18 protein-coding genes are annotated in these 18,801 nt (G+C 64.1%); 7 read left to right on the top strand and 11 right to left on the bottom strand.

Annotated features, from left to right (window positions below; translation table 11 throughout):
- Nucleotides 1-244 precede the first annotated feature (244 nt).
- Together B2W55_RS27895 and B2W55_RS27900 are read left to right on the top strand one after the other, a co-directional pair.
- On the top strand, nucleotides 245-1,036 hold the full coding sequence (locus B2W55_RS27895; RefSeq protein WP_024578400.1) for an outer membrane protein: 792 nt from the start codon (nucleotides 245-247) through the stop codon (nucleotides 1,034-1,036).
- Nucleotides 1,037-1,182: 146 nt separating this feature from the next.
- Nucleotides 1,183-1,953 (top strand): glucose 1-dehydrogenase, encoded by a 771-nt coding sequence (locus tag B2W55_RS27900; protein WP_024578401.1) that lies wholly within the window; start codon nucleotides 1,183-1,185, stop codon nucleotides 1,951-1,953.
- Between the two features lie 78 nt (nucleotides 1,954-2,031).
- Here the strand turns inward: B2W55_RS27900 and B2W55_RS27905 are convergent, their stop codons facing one another.
- The 3 genes from B2W55_RS27905 to B2W55_RS27915 all read right to left on the bottom strand — a co-directional run bounded on the left by B2W55_RS27905 (nucleotide 2,032) and on the right by B2W55_RS27915 (nucleotide 5,963).
- Nucleotides 2,032-3,237, bottom strand: a complete 1,206-nt coding sequence (locus B2W55_RS27905) for an FAD-dependent oxidoreductase (RefSeq protein WP_080890976.1) — start codon at nucleotides 3,235-3,237, stop codon at nucleotides 2,032-2,034.
- Nucleotides 3,238-3,461: 224 nt separating this feature from the next.
- Nucleotides 3,462-4,436, bottom strand: a complete 975-nt coding sequence (locus B2W55_RS27910; protein ID WP_081725929.1) for an outer membrane protein — start codon at nucleotides 4,434-4,436, stop codon at nucleotides 3,462-3,464.
- 30 nt (nucleotides 4,437-4,466) lie between these two features.
- Nucleotides 4,467-5,963 carry a caspase family protein gene (locus B2W55_RS27915; protein ID WP_024578404.1) on the bottom strand — a complete coding sequence of 499 codons (1,497 nt, stop codon included), beginning with the start codon at nucleotides 5,961-5,963 and terminating at the stop codon, nucleotides 4,467-4,469.
- Between the two features lie 304 nt (nucleotides 5,964-6,267).
- Here B2W55_RS27915 and B2W55_RS27920 point away from each other — a divergent pair, with 304 nt between their 5' ends.
- From B2W55_RS27920 to B2W55_RS27940, 5 genes are all read left to right on the top strand, one after another.
- Nucleotides 6,268-7,215, top strand: coding sequence for a helix-turn-helix transcriptional regulator (locus tag B2W55_RS27920; RefSeq protein ID WP_024578405.1), 948 nt, complete (start codon nucleotides 6,268-6,270; stop codon nucleotides 7,213-7,215).
- Nucleotides 7,216-7,337: 122 nt separating this feature from the next.
- Nucleotides 7,338-7,952: a TetR/AcrR family transcriptional regulator gene (locus B2W55_RS27925; protein WP_024578406.1), complete on the top strand. Its 615-nt coding sequence runs from the start codon at nucleotides 7,338-7,340 to the stop codon at nucleotides 7,950-7,952.
- A 189-nt stretch (nucleotides 7,953-8,141) separates the two neighbouring features.
- Complete coding sequence (locus B2W55_RS27930) at nucleotides 8,142-9,023, top strand: helix-turn-helix transcriptional regulator (protein ID WP_080890975.1); 882 nt, start codon at nucleotides 8,142-8,144, stop codon at nucleotides 9,021-9,023.
- A 253-nt stretch (nucleotides 9,024-9,276) separates the two neighbouring features.
- Complete coding sequence (locus B2W55_RS27935) at nucleotides 9,277-10,749, top strand: DEAD/DEAH box helicase (protein WP_024578408.1); 1,473 nt, start codon at nucleotides 9,277-9,279, stop codon at nucleotides 10,747-10,749.
- A gap of 295 nt (nucleotides 10,750-11,044) precedes the next feature.
- On the top strand, nucleotides 11,045-12,112 hold the full coding sequence (locus tag B2W55_RS27940; protein WP_024578409.1) for a GGDEF domain-containing protein: 1,068 nt from the start codon (nucleotides 11,045-11,047) through the stop codon (nucleotides 12,110-12,112).
- A 93-nt stretch (nucleotides 12,113-12,205) separates the two neighbouring features.
- Here the strand turns inward: B2W55_RS27940 and B2W55_RS27945 are convergent, their stop codons facing one another.
- From B2W55_RS27945 to sufB, 8 genes are all read right to left on the bottom strand, one after another.
- Nucleotides 12,206-12,661, bottom strand: coding sequence for a TfoX/Sxy family protein (locus B2W55_RS27945; RefSeq protein WP_024578410.1), 456 nt, complete (start codon nucleotides 12,659-12,661; stop codon nucleotides 12,206-12,208).
- A gap of 140 nt (nucleotides 12,662-12,801) precedes the next feature.
- Complete coding sequence (locus B2W55_RS27950; protein ID WP_024578411.1) at nucleotides 12,802-13,191, bottom strand: HesB/IscA family protein; 390 nt, start codon at nucleotides 13,189-13,191, stop codon at nucleotides 12,802-12,804.
- Nucleotides 13,192-13,265: 74 nt separating this feature from the next.
- Nucleotides 13,266-13,637, bottom strand: coding sequence for an SUF system Fe-S cluster assembly protein (locus B2W55_RS27955; protein ID WP_024578412.1), 372 nt, complete (start codon nucleotides 13,635-13,637; stop codon nucleotides 13,266-13,268).
- The gene (locus tag B2W55_RS27960; protein WP_024578413.1) at nucleotides 13,634-14,881 is read right to left on the bottom strand and encodes a cysteine desulfurase; all 1,248 of its coding nucleotides are present in this window, start codon (nucleotides 14,879-14,881) and stop codon (nucleotides 13,634-13,636) included. The genes B2W55_RS27955 and B2W55_RS27960 overlap by 4 nt, the downstream gene beginning before the upstream one ends.
- Entirely contained in the window at nucleotides 14,878-16,200 is a 1,323-nt protein-coding gene (gene sufD / locus B2W55_RS27965) for a Fe-S cluster assembly protein SufD (RefSeq protein ID WP_024578414.1), read from the bottom strand. The genes B2W55_RS27960 and sufD overlap by 4 nt, the downstream gene beginning before the upstream one ends.
- A gap of 17 nt (nucleotides 16,201-16,217) precedes the next feature.
- Complete coding sequence (gene sufC / locus B2W55_RS27970; RefSeq protein ID WP_024578415.1) at nucleotides 16,218-16,973, bottom strand: Fe-S cluster assembly ATPase SufC; 756 nt, start codon at nucleotides 16,971-16,973, stop codon at nucleotides 16,218-16,220.
- 16 nt (nucleotides 16,974-16,989) lie between these two features.
- Nucleotides 16,990-17,202: a hypothetical protein gene (locus tag B2W55_RS27975; protein WP_024578416.1), complete on the bottom strand. Its 213-nt coding sequence runs from the start codon at nucleotides 17,200-17,202 to the stop codon at nucleotides 16,990-16,992.
- A 5-nt stretch (nucleotides 17,203-17,207) separates the two neighbouring features.
- Nucleotides 17,208-18,704, bottom strand: a complete 1,497-nt coding sequence (sufB, locus tag B2W55_RS27980) for a Fe-S cluster assembly protein SufB (RefSeq protein ID WP_024578417.1) — start codon at nucleotides 18,702-18,704, stop codon at nucleotides 17,208-17,210.
- Nucleotides 18,705-18,801 lie beyond the last annotated feature (97 nt).

The following is an 18,801-nucleotide window of genomic DNA, read 5'->3' on the forward strand; positions in this document are numbered from 1 at the left end:
ACCTCCTCGACGTCTAGGCCCAACCGACTGTTTTCAAATCGTTTTCCGGCCGCCTCCCGATCGGGGGCGGCCGTTCTCATTCGCGGTTTCCGAGAGTACCGGAGGTATCGTTTTCGGCCGGTTGTGTCTCACCCGCAACAGCATTTCCAACGGAACCACGTATAGTCCTGACATGAGTTTCGGGAATCGGCGCCAACGCGCTCCCGGCAGCGACCCGATCGAACGCTAAGTCGAGGATTTGGATATGAAGAAGGTTTTGCTCGCTCTGACCGCGGTTGCTGCGATGACAGGTTCGGCGTCGGCTGCTGATCTGGCCGCCCGCCCCTACACCAAGGCTCCGGCCCCGATCGCGGCGGCGCCGAGCTGGACCGGCTTCTACATCTTCGGCGGCGGCGGCGGCGGCATCTGGGATGCTGACACCGGCGTCCAGAACACCGTCGGCGGCGCGCCGATCCTGGGCTTCAACCAGCGCCAGGGCGGCGATGGCTGGTACGGCACCGTCGGCGCCGGCTACGACTGGCAGACCGCCAACAGCTGGGTGATCGGCGTGTTCGCCGACGGCCAGTTCGGCAGCCTGAAGGGCACCATCCAGGATCAGGGTCCGTTCGCCGCTGGCAACATCAAGAACGACTACAGCTGGGCCGCCGGTGCGCGCCTCGGCTACTTGGTCGCTCCGAACGTTCTGTCCTACGTCAACGCGGGTTATTCCAACTCGCATTGGAAGGGCGCCACCCTGTTCAACACCATCACCGCTCTCCCCTCGGGCCTGCACACCAACGGCTTCGACCGCAGCGGCTGGTTCGTCGGCGGCGGCGTCGAGAACAACCTGAACATCTTCGGCCTCACCGCGCCGGGCTGGTTCATGAAGACCGAGTACCGCGCTGCCTACTACGACACCAAGAACATCTCGGAGCTGGCGGACGTCACCAACATCTCGAACGGTCGCGACATCACCTTCAAGCCGTTCGTCCAGACCATCAGCACCTCGCTGGTCTACCGCTTCAACTGGACCGGTCCGGTTGTTGCCAAGTACTGAGCTGAACACTGATCTTCTGCTGACCTAGCAGAGCAAGAGCCCCGGCATCGTCCGGGGCTTTTTTGTTGTCCGCGGCACCCGATCTGGCCAGCACGGCCACGATCGGGCACTCTCGGCTCCGGTTCAAACCACAACGGACAACAACAATGAGAAACGGACAGTTTGATCTCTCCGGCCGGGTCGCCATCGTCACCGGCGGCAATGGCGGCATCGGGCTCGGCATGGCGCGGGGCCTGGCGGATGCCGGCGCGGCGGTTGCCGTGGTCGGCCGCAACGAAGCGAAATCGAAGGCCGCCGTCGAGGACCTGGCCAAGCGCTGCGTCAAGGCGATTGCGGTCACGACCGACGTCACCGACAAGGCCGCGGTCGCGGCCATGGTCGCGCGGGTCATCGACGAACTCGGCCGGATCGACATCCTCGTCAACAATGCCGGCATCAGCATCCGCAAGCCGCCGCACGAGCTCGAGCTCGACGAGTGGAGCAAGGTGATCGACACCAACCTCACCAGCGCGTTCCTGTGCTCGAAGGCGGTGTATCCGGCGCTGAAGGCGTCGGGCCGCGGCAAGATCATCAACATCGGCTCGATGATGTCGATCTTCGGTGCGAGCTTCGCCGCGGCCTATGCCGCGAGCAAGGGCGGCATCGTGCAGTACACCCGCGCCTGCGCCAACGCCTGGGCGCCCGACAACATCCAGGTCAACGCCATCCTTCCCGGCTGGATCGATACCGACCTGACCAAAGGCGCGCGCCAGCAGGTCGCCGGCCTGCACGAGCGCGTGCTGGCACGCACGCCGGCGGCACGCTGGGGCGCGATCGACGATTTTGCCGGCATCGCCGTGTTCCTGGCTTCACCAGCATCGGATTTCGTCACCGGCACCGCGATCCCGGTCGACGGCGGCTATTCGGTCATGGCCTGAGACACCGAGGCCCCGGCGCAGCGCCGGGGCCTTCGCGTTCTGTCGGCCCGGGAGAAGTTCACCGGTACGCGAGGCGCGTCAGGTCGCGGCCGGCGAGTGCACATGCTCCGGCCGTACGCCGACCGCGACGAGACGCGCCGTCAGCCCCTGCAAAACAGGCAATGCCGTGATCAGCCGTAGTGCGAACGGGATCGGCTGATCGCCCGGCTTCAGCGCCGCGCTGATGATGTTGTTCTGCGCGATCACCTGCATGCGCTGCGTCACCCGCACCGGGAACTCGCGGCGTCGCCTGACCGCATCGAGCTCGTCCTCCGACGGACAGCCATGCACGAGCTTCGCCGCCAGGATGTTGGCGGTCGCGACCGCGTCCTGCACCGCGAGGTTGACGCCCACGCCGCCGATCGGCGACATCGCATGCGCCGCGTCGCCGATGCAGAGCAGGCCCGGACGAGTCCAGCGCGTCATCCGATTGATCGCCACGGTGAGCAGCTTGACGTCGTCGAAGCTCTTCACGTCGGCGATGCCGGCCTTGAGGATTGGCGCGAGGCGCAGCACGTCCTCGAGCAGCGCCGGCAATCCCCTCGCCTTCACCGCCTCGTATTGTCCTTTGGCGATCACATAGGCGCACTGCCAATAGTCGCCGCGGTCGAACGTCACCATCATCTTGCCGTGGTCGACACGGGCGAACAGATTCTCGGTCTCGTTTGGACGCCGCCCGACGCGAAACCACAGCACGTCCATCGGCGCGCCGATCTCCTCAACCGCGAGGCCCGCGCGCTCGCGCACGATGGAGTGGCGGCCGTCGCAACCGATCACGAGATCCGCCGCGATGTCGACTGGACCGTCCGGCGTCTTGGCGCGGACACCCGTCACCGCGTCGCCGCTCCGGATCAGGTCGGTTGCTTCCGCGCTCATCAGCACCTTGAGCGAGGCAAACCGCCTGCCGCTCTCGCGCAGGAAGTTGAGGAAGTCCCACTGCGGCATCATCGCGATGAAGGGATATTTGACGCTGAGGCGGCTGAGGTCGGCGATCCGCACCGAGGTGCCGCCGAAGATGCCGTCGAGTTTCTGGACCTGCTGGTATGGCAGCTTCAGGAAACCGTCGATCAGGCCGAGCTCATCCATCACCTGCAAGGTCGAGGGATGCACGGTGTCACCCCGGAAGTCGCGGAAGAAGTCGGCGTGCTTCTCCAGCACCACGACGTCGACTCCGGCGCGGGCGAGCAGATAGCCAAGCATCATGCCGGCCGGCCCGCCACCGACCACGCAGCAGCGGGTCTTCATTGCCTTTCCTGCCGGCAGTATGGACGTGTCGATCATTTCGATTGCCCTGCCAGACCCGGTGATTGCATTTCGGGGCACGATTTGGGAGCAGCCAGCCGTCACAGCACACGCCAGGCAGGCAGCGGGGTCGTGACCGCCTGAAGGGCATCAACAGAAACCCCGGCCAATGGCCGGGGTTCCTCGAATTTGCCAAGCGTCAGGTCGTGACAAGCGTCAGGCCGTGATCAGTATCGCGCGACGACAGGTCCGCCAAAACGGTAGTTCACGCCGACCCTCGCGATGTTCGCGGTAAGGTGGGTCGAATTGCTGTAGGCGAACCCGGCGAATGCGGGGGTCAAGACACCCACGCCACTCAACTTGCCAAAGTCGAGGTAGAGATATTCTCCCTTCACCGACCAGTTTCGGGCGAATGCATATTCGAAGCCGGCACCAACGGTCCAGCCGACGCGCGTGTCGGACGCGTTGGTGTTGAACACGAACGGAGCAAGCTGAACGATCGATTGGTTGACGCTGAAATTGGTGACGGCCACGCCACCCGTTGCATAAAGCAGCCAGTGGTCGTTGGCCCAACCGAGACGACCACGACCGGTGAAGAGCCAATCAGTGGAAACAGACGAGGTGGGCGTAAAGAAACTCGTCGGCGGCCCGATCGCTCCGCCGGGCAAAGTGCTGGGAAATGGGAACGTTCCCGTCGTGCTGGCACGCATCCGAAACGACTCGAAGTCCGCTTCGAGGCCCAACACCGTGCTGTTCACCTGCCAATTGTACCCGGCCTGGACGCCGCCGGTAAAACCGTCGGGCTTGAGACGAGGTGAAGCCGCATTGGAAATCGCGGCGGAATCGACCGCAAAGAACGGCGGGATCGGAACGGTTTCGGCCCCGTCGATGGCAGCCCGGCCCCACGCATACCCGGCGTTGCCGCCGACATAGAACCCGGTCCACGTAAACACGTCAGCGACCACCGGCGGCGGCGCCTTGACGGCCATGTCAGCGGCCATCGCATTGCCAGAGCAGGAAAGGCCCAACAGGACCGAGATTGAGGCACACCCCAAAAGCTTCTGCATTTTGCCCCCCAAAAAGCATTGGTTCAGAAATAAAATAAAAATGATTTGTATTTGGCCGACGTCTTGCTGACGAGCAGAAAGCTGCGACAGGGTGTCACCCTCGTCACTTTCCTCGTGAAAGTTGCGGTCGAGCAACAGTTCTCGGGAGACCGGTTGGATGCTCGGTCAGCGCCGGAACGTCTTGATCTCGGACACGCTGCCGTCGCGATAGGTCAGCTCCACCGAGACCGCCTTGGTCTGCGGCGCGAGCTTGAGATAGGTCTGGGCGTTCGATGGGATCGCCACGGGATCGCGCTGATCGCAGGGCGGCATCTTCAACACCTTGTCCGGCACCGCGCTGTCGATGCCGATCCGCACCTCGCGGATCGCGCAGCGATACGACATCAAGTGGGTGTAATAGACCAGCAGCCCGTTGAACTCGCGGAACGACAGCCAGCTCGTCGCCGTCATGTCGAGGATCTTGCGCTGGTCGCGGATCAGCGCGGCGTCGGGATCGAACTTGATCGGGAATGGTCCCTGCATCTCGCCCTGGGTATCTACATAGCGAAGCTCGATCGTGGCCGCCGGCGCGTCGGCCGGCAGCTCGATCGACGGATTCGGCATCCGCTTGCGCGTGCGCGGGTCGAGCGTGTCCATGAAGCCGGTTTCGCGGAAGTCGCCGCTATCGCCGATCCGCCAGGAGATGCCGAGCGTCGGATCGGCGATCGAGAACACGACGGTCCAGCCGCCATTGTGCCGCGAGAAGCTCGCGATCGGCGCGTTGATCGAATCCTCCTTCGGCAGCTTCGGCACCGCGACAGGCGGCAGCGCCGCGACCTGTTGCGACGGCGCGGATGGTCCGGCGGCCTCGGCCTGCCCCTTCGCCATCCCGTTCAGGAAGACGTCGTCGACCATCTGGTCGAAATAGACCGGGATCTGCTTGTGCTTGACGGTCTCGGCCATCTCGCTGACCTGGCGCCGGGTGCGCTGCGCGACCTGCACGAGGTTCTCGCCGGGCCGCAGCAGCTCCTTGGCGAAGGTCCTTGTGAACACCGAATTGGGATTGGCATCGTCGTTCGACAGCCGGTCGAGCGCGGTCTGCCGCGGCCCCGCCGAGAACACCGAGAACACGCCCTCCGGCAGTTGCGTCATCGGCGCGAGGCCACCACCGCCGGCAACAGCGCGCGTCCCGGCGCGCTCGAACGGATTGTTGCGGCAGGCGTCGAACACCAGGATCGAGGTCCGCGCCTTCTTGTTCTGCAACCGCTCGACGATGCGATCGGCGAGAACCGAGGCGTCGCGCACCAGTTCCTCCTGCCCTTCGGTGGCGGCCGGCACATCGGTCGGCAGCAGGAAGTTCTGGCCGGCGATCTCGAAGCCGTGGCCGGCATAGAAGAAGAACACGGTATCCCCCGGTTCCACGGCGCGGTCGAACGCCAGCAAGGTCTCGGAGAACGCCTGCCGGTTGAGGTTCTCGGCCACCATCACGTTGAAGCCAAGCTGCTTCAGCGTGTCGCCCATGGTGCGGGCGTCGTTGACCGCCTTCTGCAACTTCGGCACGTTCCTGTAGTCATTGTTGCCGATCACGAGTGCGACGCGCTTCTCGGCCTCGGCGGGCGCGGCCGCTGCGATGAAAGCGACCGCCAGGAGGGTCGCCGAAAGTCTCGAGAGCCAGCTCTTCATCCGTTTCCCGCCTGCACGACCCGTGTGCCGTTCGTGCGACCGCCGCCTGGAGCATGATCCGGAGGATCATGCTTGAAATAGAAACCAAAGCGCGATGACGATTCAACCTGATCTCATCGCGCCTTAATAGTCGGCTCGGCCGATCGGCCGGTTCAAGGCCGAACCACCACGGTACTGACCGGCCGCAGCCGGCCAAAATGAGGCGGTCTGTCGCTCTCGGGTCAAGTTTCCTTTTCCGGTCCGCATGATAGGATTTCAAGCTTCGATCCGGCGCGAGCTCTCCGCAGGTCCCAAGGGCTTTTCCGTGTACACATGGTCTACTGATCAAGTCGATCCTCGAGATCGCTTCGACTATTGGCGCGAGGTCCGCGCCAAGGGATTGTTCGGCGTCACCGCGGAGCTCGAGCCCGACCGCCGCCAGGACTTCTTCGGTGAGTTTTCCTTGCGCAAGCTCGGCGATGCCGGGCTGGTCGAGCTGCGCGCCTCGCCCTATCGCGTCGAGCGGCGCAGCGGCGACATCGCCGACGCGCGCAGCGACAGCCTGTGCATCTATCAGCAACTCGGTGGCGGCGGCTGGTTCGGCGGCGCACGGCTTGACGAGTTCGCGGTGCGCGACGGCATGTTCGCGACCAGCCATTCGGACCTGCCCTATCGCACCGCCCCGCTGCATGACGACGGCTTCCACCTGCGCATCATCAAAATTCCGGTCGCGAACGTCGTTCCGCCCGGCGCCGAGCTCGGCGAGCTGGTGCCAAAGCCCGTACAGGACCAGGCCTCACTGCGGCCGTTGCTGGAATCATGCTTTCGCGACCTGATCGAAGGCAGCAATGCGGCGGGGACGGCTCCGATGGTCCAGGCGCTTGCCCATATCGCGCTGATCGAACGCGGTATCATGCGGCCGAAGAGCCGGCTCGCGCAGCAAGCGCTGCGAAGTGCCCACCTGTCGTTGGCCCGCCGCCTGATCCGGCAGCACCTGTCGAGCGCAGCGCTGTCGCCGACCCTGATTGCCGGCCTGCTCGGCGTCTCGGTCCGCCATCTGCACATCCTGTTCGAACAGACGGAGATGAGCTTCTCGGAGACCGTGACCGGGCTCCGGCTCGCGCAAAGCCGTCGCCTGCTCCGCGAGCGGTCCGGGCAGACCATCGCCGAAGTCGCCTTTGCCTGTGGCTTCGAAAGCCTCGCGACGTTCTATCGCCTGTTCAATGCCGCCGAATCCATGACGCCCGGCGACTACAGGGCACAATCCGCCTGAGCGCGGACAGCGCCCCGACGAGCCGGCACACCGGGCTGTTGCGGGTTGCTAAAGCGCGGCCATGCCCGTAAGCCGGATTCGCGGCGTCTCGCGTGCCGCCCCTCGACGCCTGCGGATTGCTGATGCCGAAGAAGATGATCAAGCCTGGACCTGATCTGCTCAAGCAGGTCGACCGGGCCTTTCTCGATTACGGCTATGGCGGGCTGTCGATGGTCGGGCTGGCCAAGGCCTGCGGCTTCACGCAGCGCGCGCTGTACTACTATTTCGGCAACAAGGAAGATGCGTTTCGCGCCGTGATCGCCTGGCACCATGTCGAGGATGTCGAGCTCGCGATGCAGGCCGGCCGCTCGGTACGGACCAATGGCGGCGGCGCGCTCGATATTTTCGCCGAGGTCCTCGACGTGCGTTACGGCGAGACGCGGCGCCGCCTCACGCATTCGCCGCACACCGTCGAGCTCAACGCCGAGGCCTTCAGACGCTGCCGTGATCTGATGATCAAGACGGCCGTCGCATTCCAGGGTGAACTGGAAAGGCTGGTGATCGATTTGCAGGCCGCACGGCTGTTGAAGCTGAACGGCACCTTCACGCCGGCGCAAATCGCCCAGGGACTGGCCGACGGCGGACGTGCCGTCAATCAATCGCTCCCGCCGATTGCCCATGACGACTTTTCGGCCCGCTACCGTCAGACCTGCGCGATGGTGCTCTATGGCTGTGCCGTGATGCCGAAACGGAAGTAATTCCCAGTTTGCGCAAGTGCGTGCGCCGCACGCAACGCTCACCGATCCGCAAAAATCGACCGAAAAGGCCCGGCTGCGCCATTGCCGCGGCCGATCACTGCGTCGCGACGCATTTTTCCTATTTCATTAATTGCGTAATTGTGTGAAATATACGTATTGCGATCGCAGGACTTTCCGGAGGCGTCTCGAATGGTCGACATGGGGCATCGCGGCAGCCGGGCGCATCGCCGCGAGATCGGACACGCTCCCGATCGAAGTGATCAGCCTGCACGGATTGAGAAGATATTTTCTGGCCATTTCGCCAGAACCCCGCAGGCGCTTCGCCCGGACGCGGCACAGCAAATCTCGTTACCGGTGACGCGCGCTCTCACGCAGAGCGAGGGATCATGCACGATGCGCGCTAAGCACCAGGAATACGGCCCGGAAGCCTCACCCACCGACCCGGCCGCTGTGGGCCTGCAAGCCGATCCAACTGCCGCCCCCGTGCTGGCTCGTCACGGTGCTCCGGCGACCAGCGATCGCGGCTGGGCACCGTTGCTCGAAGCCTGCCTTGCCGACTTCAAAGGAGCGGCGGAAGACGGTGACGCGGCCTGCATCCCTGCGCTGGTCAAGATCGTGGCTGACCTCGCCCTGATCGAGCGCGGCGCGATCAGGCCGGGCAGCCGCCGCGCGCAGCAGGCGCTGCGCGTCGGCCGACTGAGCCTGGCCCGGCGCCTGATCACGCGCCATCTCGCAAAGCCGGCGCTGTCACCCCACATGGTCGCCGATCTGCTCGGCGTCTCGGTCCGCTACCTGCACATTCTGTTCGAGGCGACCGGCACGAGCTTTTCCCAAACCGTCACTGCGCAACGCCTGAGCGAGAGCCGCAGGCTGCTTCGCGAGCAACCGCGGCGGCCGATCGCGGACATCGCCCTCGCCTGCGGGTTCGGCAGCCTCGCCACCTTCTACCGGATCTTCAGCGCGGCCGAGGCAATGTCGCCCGGCGAATTCAGGGCCAAGGGCAGCGCCAACCCGCCTGCCGAGACCCATGCACTGGATAGCGGGGAGATGATTCATTTGACCGCCAAATGACGGAAATGACGGTTATTTTGGCGAAAACGTTAAGCTTTTTCGGCCATCCGGCCGGTTCCAAGATTGACTTTACCGGTTTCGACCCTATGTTGCGAGGCAACGCGGCCCTCGGATCGAAGCGCGATTCGTCAGGTTTGCCGTCCGTCAGCGTTAGTCAGAGCCCCCGAGCTTTTTAGAGAAGCGAGCCGTTTCGGGGCCGAACGCGACAGCCTTTTACCTTCGATTCCGAACGGCGGTTTCGACCAGAGGCTCAATGTCTTTTTCCAATCTAGGCCTGTCCGATAAGGTCCTCGCCGCAGTTGCGGCCACCGGTTACACCAACCCCACCCCCATCCAGGAACAGGCAATCCCGCACGTCCTCGCCCGGCGCGATGTGCTCGGCATTGCACAGACTGGCACCGGCAAGACCGCTGCCTTCGTTCTCCCGATGCTCACCCTCCTCGAGAAGGGCCGCGCCCGGGCACGGATGCCGCGCACCCTGATCCTCGAGCCAACCCGCGAGCTTGCCGCGCAGGTGAAGGAGCAGTTCGACAAATACGGCGCCGGTCAGAAATTGAACGTGGCTCTCCTGATCGGCGGCGTCTCGTTCGGCGACCAGGACTCCAAGCTGATGCGCGGCGTCGACGTGCTGATCGCAACGCCCGGCCGCCTGCTCGACCACACCGAACGCGGCGGATTGCTGCTCACCGGCGTCGAGTTGCTGGTGATCGACGAAGCCGACCGCATGCTCGACATGGGTTTCATTCCCGACATCGAGCGCATCTGCAAGCTCGTCCCGTTCACCCGGCAAACGCTGTTCTTCACCGCGACGATGCCCCCGGAGATCAGCCGCATCACCGAGGCTTTCCTGCACAACCCGGCCCGGATCGAAGTCTCCAAGCCCGCAACCACCGCAGTCACCGTGACGCAATTGCAGGTACCCGCTGGTCGCGAAGCGCACGACAAGCGCGAAATCCTCCGCCGCCTGCTGCGTGACGCCAAGGATCTCAACAACGCGATTATCTTCTGCAATCGCAAGCGCGAAGTCGCCGTCCTTCACAAATCACTCCAGAAACACGGCTTCAGCGTCGGCGCCTTGCACGGCGACATGGATCAGTCGGCCCGCACCGCGGCCCTCGACCAATTCCGCAAGGGCGAGATCCCGCTGCTCGTCGCCTCCGACGTCGCCGCCCGTGGTCTCGACATTCCCGCGGTGAGCCACGTCTTCAATTTCGACGTACCGCACCACCCCGACGACTACGTCCACCGCATTGGCCGTACCGGTCGCGCCGGACGCACCGGTACCGCGATCTCCATCGTCACCTCGCTCGATAGCAAGTCGATGGCTGCGATCGAGAAGCTGATCGGCCAGCCGATCCCACGCGCTGAAGGCGACTACGCCGTGCACAGTGAGGCCTCTGACGAGGACGCCGCGCCGCGCCGGTCGCGCAGCCGCGACGGTTCGCGCGACGGCGCCCGTGGCGGCCGCAAGCCGCGCCGTGAACGCGAGCCGCGCAATGGTGAGCGCGAACCGCGTCACGACAGGGAGCCCCAGCAGGAGCGTGCAGCGAAGCCCGAGCGCGAGCCGCGCAACGGCCGTAGCGGTGCCCCGCAGGCCACTCCGTCGCACGTGCCCTCGATCGGGCGCGCCGAGCCACGGCGGCAGCAACGCGAAGTCGACCACGAGCCGGCCGATCATTCGCATCTGCCTGCCTTCCTGCTGCGACCTGTGCGCGCACGCGCGTAACGCTTGCGCCGGTGTCGCCGCGACGGGCGGCGGCAATCCGCGAATCTCCGTCAGATCTAGCGGTACATCGTGCGGTGATGCTTCGGGTTTGAAGCAAATCCGCGCAGATTCCATATCGCATTGACGAACAAACGAAAGTCTTCCGAAAGTCGCGGCGACATTGGACATTAGTCGCGACCGGATTCCCGTAGTTCCACTGTTTACCTTGCTTTCACTCTCGTCCCGTACCCTCGCGCCAATAATTTAGTCATTGCTGCCGGGTGCAACCGGCATTGCGCGCATTGAGGACGTGACAGTGGTGAAACTGCTGGACGAACACGAACGTACGTTGGCCTTCGCCGAAGTCGCGCTCGGCCAGATCCGCTCGCTTCGCCAGACTGCCGTACCCCGCAACTATGAGATCTGGTACGTCTACGCGACCGGGTACAACGCGCCGCTCAACAAGGTCATCAACGAGACCCTGGCGCGCAGCGGCAAGCTCAGCGAATCCGATCTCGAGCAGATCTACGAAACCTATCTCTCGCACATCAAGACCTCCGATCGAATCGACAAGGTCGGCGCCCGCGTCATCGGCGAGATCGACGCCGTCATGAAGCTGATCACCGATGCGCTCGGTGTGTCGGCGAATTATGATGCGAGCCTGATCGGTGCCAGCAACAAGCTCGCCAGCGCCACGACCCACGATCACATCAAGACGATCGTCGAGGGCCTCGCCAAGTCGACCCGCGAGATGCGCGATACCAACCAGGCGCTGGAGAACCGGCTCGCACTGTCGAAATCCGAAATCAACGACCTGCAACACAGCCTCGAGGCGATCCGCGCCGAGAGCCTGACCGACCCGCTCACCGGCCTCGGCAACCGGAAATATTTCGACCGCTCGATCGACACGGCGGTGCAGACCGCGCTGGTCAGCGGCGAGCCGCTGTCGCTCCTGATGTTCGACATCGATCACTTCAAATCGTTCAACGACTCCTACGGCCACCTCACCGGCGACCAGGTGCTGCGGCTGGTGGCGCAGTCGCTGAAACAGACCATCAAGGGCCAGGACATCACCGCCCGCTATGGCGGCGAGGAATTCGCCGTCGTGCTGCCCAACACCGCGCTGCGCCAGGCGCTGACGGTCGCCGACCACATCCGCCGCGCCGTGATGGCCAAGGAGCTGAAGAAGAAGTCGACCGGTGAAATCCTCGGCCGCGTCACGATCTCGGTCGGCGTCTCCATGCTGAAGCCGAACGACGACACCGATTCCTTGATCGAACGCGCCGATGCCTGCCTCTACGCCGCCAAGCGCGCCGGCCGCAATCGTGTGATCTGCGAAGCCGACCCGGAATACAGCTCCGAGACCCAGACCCGGGTGGCTTAAGTCTCCCCTGATGGTGAGGAGGCGCCGTCTCGAACCATGAGGCCCCGATAGCGCGCCGCGGCCATCCTTCGAGACGCGCGCGATGCGCGCTCCTCAGGATGACGACCTTTTTCCCTTTTGCACTCGCTTCTTTGAAGGTCGCTTGGCTGCGGGCTTCTTCACCACGCTCTTCTTGTTCTTGCTCGCGACCTTCTTGCCAACCGTCACCGTCGCCTTCCGCGGCCGCTTGCGCAGCGCCGCGCGCTGGGCAGCGGCGAGCGCCGAACGTGCCCACGCTGCGAGCTCCTCAGAATCGTCGAACAGCCGCGCCGGCAATTGCCAGTAGGAGTTGACGGTGACGGTCTTCGACCGTGTCGTGTACTGGAATGGCCCGCAGCCCTCTGCCTCGAATTGCGGGATGGTCTGGTCGTCGGCACGGAAGTAGAGCCCGGCGCGCAAGGCGAGCGCAAAATTGGTGCCATCGGCGGAGATGCCGTAGCCGGAGAACATCCGGCGCAGCGTGACCGGGCCGAAATCGACGAACAAGTCGGTCAGGAATTCGCGGTCCACGTACTTCCCCCGTTCAAGCCAAGCGCGTCTGCCGCAGCCTGTTGACTGCGCAGTATGGTCGACGACCGCGCCGACACGCAACGATGGTGGAGGTCGGATCAAAAGCGCGAGCGCGAATGCGCCCGCGCAACGTGGCAGCGTCAGACCGTGGCCGGCTTGAGCTGCACGGACTCGCCGCAACCGCAGGCGGAGACCTGGTTCGGGTTGTTGAACACGAACTGGGCCTGCATCTTGTCGGCCACGTAGTCCATCTCGGTGCCGAGCAGGAACAGCACGGCCTTCGGATCGACCAGGATCTTCACGCCCTTGTCCTCGACGACCTCGTCGGTCGGACGGATCTCGTGGGCATATTCGACGGTGTAGGACTGCCCGGCGCAGCCGCCGTTCTTGATGCCGACGCGCAGGCCGACGATCTCGGAATCAGCGCGCTGGGTCAACTCGGTGATCCGCTCCGCCGCCGCATCGGTCAGCCTCATGACTTGCGGGCGCGGCCGCTTCGGCTTGGCGGGGGTGGGTGAAGCTTGGGTCATGTCACTCATGTGGTCAGTCCCGGCGGCAATTCAATTGAGGATCGTCTCGAGCCTAGATTCAAACCTTACGCGCATCACCACATATTGAGGACGAGGCGCGCCTCGTCCGACATCCGGTCCGGCGTCCAGGCCGGATCCCACACCAGGTTGACGTTGACGACACCGACGCCGGGGACGCTGGCGACCGCGTTCTCGACCATGGTCGGCAGCTCACCCGCCGCCGGGCAGTTCGGCGTGGTCAGGGTCATCAAGATGTCGACCGAGCGATCATCCTTGAGGTCGACCTTGTAGATCAGGCCGAGCTCGTAGATGTCAGCCGGGATTTCCGGATCGAACACTGTCTTCAGCGCCGCGACGATCTCGCCGCTCATGCGCTCGGTTTCCTCCGCCGGCAGCGCCGAGGTGGTTTCCATGGAGGCCGTCTTGACTTCGGCTGTATCGGTCATGCGAACAATTCCCGCGCCTTGATCAGCGCCTGCGCCAGATGGTCGACTTCTTCCCTGGTATTATACATCCCGAACGAGGCCCGGCAGGTGGCCGTGACGTTGAACCGCTCTAAAAGTGGCATCACGCAATGGGTGCCGGCGCGCACCGCGATGCCCTGACGGTCGATCACGGTGGCGACGTCGTGCGCATGCGCACCCTTCATCTCGAACGAGATCACCGGCCCCTTGTTGCGGGCGGTGCCGATCAGGCGCAGCGAGTTGATCTCGCGCAGCCGGTCCTGGGCATAATTGAGCAAATCGTGCTCGTGCGCGGCGATGCGCTCCTTGCCGATCGAATTGACGTAATCGATCGCGGCGCCGAGCCCGATCGCCTCGACGATCGGCGGCGTGCCGGCCTCGAACTTGTGCGGCGGGTCGCCATAGGTGACCCAGTCCTTGGCAACTTCACGGATCATCTCGCCGCCGCCGTTGAACGGCCGCATCGCCACCAGATGCTCATGCTTGGCATAGAGCGCGCCGATGCCGGTCGGTCCGTACACCTTGTGGCCGGTGAAGGCATAGAAATCGCAATCGAGGTCCTGCACGTCGACCGGCAGATGCACCGCGCCCTGGGCGCCGTCGACCAGCACCGGGATGCCACGGGCATGCGCCAGCCGCACCACCTCCTTGATCGGGACCAGGGTGCCGAGTGCATTCGACATCTGGGTGATCGCAACGATCTTGGTGCGGGCGGTGAGGAGCTTCTCGAACTCCTCGATCAGGAAGTTGCCTTCATCGTCGACCGGCGCCCACTTGATCACGGCACCCTGACGCTCGCGGAGGAAATGCCACGGCACGATGTTGGAGTGGTGCTCCATGATCGAGAGGACGATCTCGTCGCCCTCCTTGATATGCTCGCCGCCCCAGGATGCCGCCACGAGATTGATCGCCTCGCTGACATTGCGGGTGAAGACGATCTCTTCGTTGCGGCGGGCGTTGATGAACTGCGCGACCTTGCCGCGGGCGCCCTCATAGGCCTCGGTCGCGGCATTGGCGAGGTAATGCAGGCCGCGATGCACGTTGGCGTATTCGCTCTTGTAGGCTTCCGTCATGCGGTCGAGCACCGCATTCGGCTTCTGCGCCGAAGCGGCGTTGTCGAGATAGACCAGCGGCTTGCCGTAGACCTGCATGGCGAGCGCCGGGAAATCCTGCCGCACCAGGGCGACGTCGTAAGAACCGTTCGCAACCGCCTTGTGCATGCTCACGCCCTCGCCTGAAGCCAGCGCTGCGCGGTGGCAATTGCGACCTCGCGCAACGCATCGCTGACGATGGTCTCGATCGCCTCTCCCACGAAGGCCTGGATCAGGAGCGCCTCCGCTTCCTTCTCGGGCAGTCCGCGGGCGCGCATGTAGAACAGCAGGCTCTCGTCGAGCGCGCCGGTGGTCGCGCCGTGACCGCAGGTGACGTCATCGGCGAAGATCTCGAGCTCCGGCTTGTTGTCAGCTTCCGCATCGTCGGACAGCAGCAGCGCGCGGGTCATCATCTTGGCGTCGGTCTTCTGCGCGTCGGGGCGGACGATGATGCGACCCTGGAACACGGAATGGGCGCGGTCGTCGACGACGGCACGGAAGATCTCGCGACTCGCGCAGTTCGGCACGGCGTGATCCATGAACAACGTGGTGTCGGCATGCTGCTTGCCGTTGATCAGGTTGACGCCGTTGGTCTCGACCTTCGAACCTTCGCCAGCGCAGGTCACCGTCAGCTGGTAACGGCTGACATGGCCGCCCGAGGTCAGGCCGAACGTGTTGAAATGGGCATGGGCGCCGAGCGAGATCGTTGCCGACGAAATGTTGAAGGCGTCAACGCTGTCCTCGACCAGGCGCACGTGATCGAGCCGCGCATTGTCGCCGATCGCAACGATCAGCCCGTCATACGCCTGGTAAGCCTTGGCGCCCTCGGCGGCGAGATAGCTCTCCACCAGCGTCACGCCGGCGTCGCGGCCGAGCCGTAACAGCGAGCGCGTGAACATCGAGGCCGGCGCCGCGCCTGACGCGACGTGCACGATATGCAGCGGCTGGACCAGCATCGTGCCGTTGGCGATTTCGATCACGACACCATCGGTCGCCATCGCACCGTTCAGCGCGATCATCGGGTTGGAGATGTCGGACGCAACCACCTCCGCGGACAGCGCGCCGTCACCGGCGTCGAGCACCTCGCGCAGCGGGCGGATCACAAGCCCCTGCTCGAGGCTTCCGAGGTCGGACAGATCAGGCGCGAAAGCGCCATCGACCAGCACCAGACGGCGCACGCCGTCGATTGCGCGCAGCTTGGCGACAGCCGCGGCGCGGCTCAGCGCCACTGCATCCGGCGCCGCCGCCAGCGGCAGCACCTCGCGCATCAGCGCGCGCAGATCGGTGTATTTCCAGTCCTCGATCCGGCGATGCGGCAGGCCGGTACGCTCATAGGCCTCGAATGCCTGCCGGCGCTGATCGGCGATCTTGCCCTTGCCCGGCAGACGGTCGCGCACGACGGCGAATGCATCGCCCAGCGCGCGCCCGGTCTCGGTCTTTGCAACAACGTTCATCTGAGAACCCGCCTTTGTCAGGCCGCGTCTTCGAACTGCGCGTAGCCGGACTCTTCCAGCTCCAGCGCCAGTTCCTTGCCGCCGCTCTTCACCACCCGGCCCTTCGACATCACGTGCACGACGTCGGGCACGATGTAGTTGAGCAACCGCTGGTAGTGGGTAATCACGACCATGGCGCGCTCCGGCGAGCGCAGCGCGTTGACGCCGTCGGCTGCGATCCGCAGCGCATCGATGTCGAGGCCCGAATCCATTTCATCGAGGATGCAGACAGCCGGCTCGAACAGCGCCATCTGAAGAATCTCGTTGCGCTTCTTCTCGCCGCCGGAGAAGCCGACATTGACGCCGCGCTTCAGCATGTCCTGCGGAATGTTGAGCGACTTGGCCACTTCGCGGACCTTCTTCAGGAAGGCCGGCGACGACATCTCCTCCTCGCCGCGCGCCTTGCGCTGGGCGTTGAGCGCCGCATGCAAGAAATTCCAGGTGGTCACGCCCGGGATTTCGACCGGATACTGGAACGCCAGGAACACGCCCTTGGCGGCGCGCTCGTTCGGCGCCATCTCCAAGAGGTCCTCGCCCTTGAACAGGATCTGGCCGCCGGTGACTTCATAGCCCGGCTTGCCGGCGATCACATGAGAGAGCGTCGATTTGCCGGAGCCGTTCGGGCCCATGATCGCATGCACCTCGCCCGGGTTCACCGTGAGCGACAGCCCGTGCAGGATCTCACGCTCCTCGACACGAACCTGCAGATCTTTCACTTCAAGCAACGCAGTCATCTTCTTTCCTCATGGCCTAGCCCGACCGGATAACGATCATCAGAAAGAGCCAGACAAAAAATCCAAGTGCTCCAAATCCGGCGGCAGCCTTGCCGAATTCCATCACCTCAGGTGATCCCAGCAGTGCGCCCATCAAGGCAACGAACGCTGCTGTGATCGCGACGCACGCAGTGACAGCAAACGGCAAAATCTGAACGCCATCCAGGACATTCCTGACCGTTTGCCACATCTGCCCTACCCGACGCTGCCCTCCAGCGAGATCGAGATCAGCTTCTGCGCTTCCACCGCGAATTCCATCGGCAGTTGCTGCAGCACATCCTTCACGAAGCCGTTGACCACGAGGCCGACGGCTTCCTCCTGCGAGAGCCCGCGCTGGATGCAGTAGAACAACACGTCCTCGGAAATCTTCGACGTCGTCGCCTCGTGCTCGAACGTCGCAGAGGAATTCTTGGCCTCGACATAGGGCACGGTGTGCGCGCCGCACTTGTCGCCGATCAGCAGCGAATCGCAGGCGGTGTAGTTGCGTGCGCCCGTCGCCTTGCGGTGCGCGCTGACCAGGCCGCGATAGGTGTTCTGCGACTTGCCGGCGGCGATGCCCTTGGAGATGATCCGGCTCGACGTGTTCTTGCCGAGGTGGATCATCTTGGTGCCGCTATCGACCTGCTGGAAGCCGTTCGAGATCGCGATCGAATAGAACTCGCCGCTCGAATTGTCGCCGCGCAGGATGCAGCTCGGATACTTCCAGGTGATCGCCGAACCGGTCTCGACCTGGGTCCAGGAGATCTTGGAGTTCTTGCCGCGGCAGTCGCCACGCTTGGTGACGAAATTGTAGATGCCGCCCTTGCCTTCCGAATTGCCCGGATACCAGTTCTGCACCGTCGAGTACTTGATCTCGGCATCGTCGAGCGTGACGAGTTCGACCACGGCCGCGTGCAGCTGATTCTCGTCACGCTGCGGCGCGGTGCAGCCTTCGAGATAGGAGACGTAGGAGCCCTTGTCGGCGATGATCAGCGTGCGCTCGAACTGGCCGGTGTTGCGCTCGTTGATGCGAAAATAAGTCGACAGCTCCATCGGGCAGCGCACGCCCGGCGGCACGTAGACGAACGAGCCGTCCGAGAACACAGCCGAGTTCAGCGTCGCGAAGTAGTTGTCGGAGGTCGGCACCACGGTGCCGAGATATTTCTGCACCAGCTCGGGATGCTCGCGGATCGCCTCCGAGATCGGCATGAAGATCACACCGGCCGCCTTCAGCTCCTTCTGGAAGGTGGTCGCTACCGAGACCGAATCGAACACCGCGTCGACCGCGATCTTGCGGTTGGCTGACGGCGGCCCGCCGGGCGGCGGCTCGACGCCCTCGAGGATCGCGACCTCGCGCAGGGGAATGCCGAGCTTCTCGTAGGTCTTGAGGATTTCCGGGTCGATCTCGTCGATCGACGACAGCGTCTTCTTCGGCTTCGGCGCCGCGTAGTAATAGATGTCCTGGTAGTCGATCTTCGGATAGTCGACGCGCGCCCAGGTCGGCTCGGTCATGGTCAGCCAGCGGCGATACGCCTCCAGGCGCCATTCCAGCATCCAGGCCGGCTCGTTCTTCTTTGACGAGATGAATCGAACGATGTCTTCCGACAGGCCCTTCGGGGCCTTCTCGGACTCGATCTGCGTCTCAAACCCATATCGATACTGGTCGACGTCGATGCGCCTGACGCGCTCGACCGTCTCTTGTACAGCAGGCATTCATATCCTCCGCTCGCGGTTTCAAGGACCGCGGTGGATCTCAGTTCCGAAAGTCTCTTACGATGCTTTGAACACGAAATCACTCGCTTAGAACAGT

Origin of the sequence: Bradyrhizobium sp. UBA2491 (genome assembly GCF_002341725.1) — a bacterium.
Taxonomy (GTDB): Bacteria; Pseudomonadota; Alphaproteobacteria; order Rhizobiales; family Xanthobacteraceae; genus Bradyrhizobium.

Coding starts and splice junctions, on each gene's coding strand:
- B2W55_RS27935 (WP_024578408.1), top strand. CDS start 9,277: ATGTCTTTTTCCAATCTAGGCCTGTCCGATAAGGTCCTCGCCGCAGTT.
- B2W55_RS27950 (WP_024578411.1), bottom strand. CDS start 13,191: ATGACCCAAGCTTCACCCACCCCCGCCAAGCCGAAGCGGCCGCGCCCG.
- B2W55_RS27915 (WP_024578404.1), bottom strand. CDS start 5,963: ATGAAGAGCTGGCTCTCGAGACTTTCGGCGACCCTCCTGGCGGTCGCT.
- sufC (WP_024578415.1), bottom strand. CDS start 16,973: ATGACTGCGTTGCTTGAAGTGAAAGATCTGCAGGTTCGTGTCGAGGAG.
- B2W55_RS27925 (WP_024578406.1), top strand. CDS start 7,338: ATGCCGAAGAAGATGATCAAGCCTGGACCTGATCTGCTCAAGCAGGTC.
- B2W55_RS27905 (WP_080890976.1), bottom strand. CDS start 3,237: ATGAAGACCCGCTGCTGCGTGGTCGGTGGCGGGCCGGCCGGCATGATG.
- B2W55_RS27975 (WP_024578416.1), bottom strand. CDS start 17,202: ATGTGGCAAACGGTCAGGAATGTCCTGGATGGCGTTCAGATTTTGCCG.
- sufB (WP_024578417.1), bottom strand. CDS start 18,704: ATGCCTGCTGTACAAGAGACGGTCGAGCGCGTCAGGCGCATCGACGTC.
- B2W55_RS27930 (WP_080890975.1), top strand. CDS start 8,142: ATGGTCGACATGGGGCATCGCGGCAGCCGGGCGCATCGCCGCGAGATC.
- B2W55_RS27900 (WP_024578401.1), top strand. CDS start 1,183: ATGAGAAACGGACAGTTTGATCTCTCCGGCCGGGTCGCCATCGTCACC.
- sufD (WP_024578414.1), bottom strand. CDS start 16,200: ATGAACGTTGTTGCAAAGACCGAGACCGGGCGCGCGCTGGGCGATGCA.
- B2W55_RS27895 (WP_024578400.1), top strand. CDS start 245: ATGAAGAAGGTTTTGCTCGCTCTGACCGCGGTTGCTGCGATGACAGGT.
- B2W55_RS27955 (WP_024578412.1), bottom strand. CDS start 13,637: ATGACCGATACAGCCGAAGTCAAGACGGCCTCCATGGAAACCACCTCG.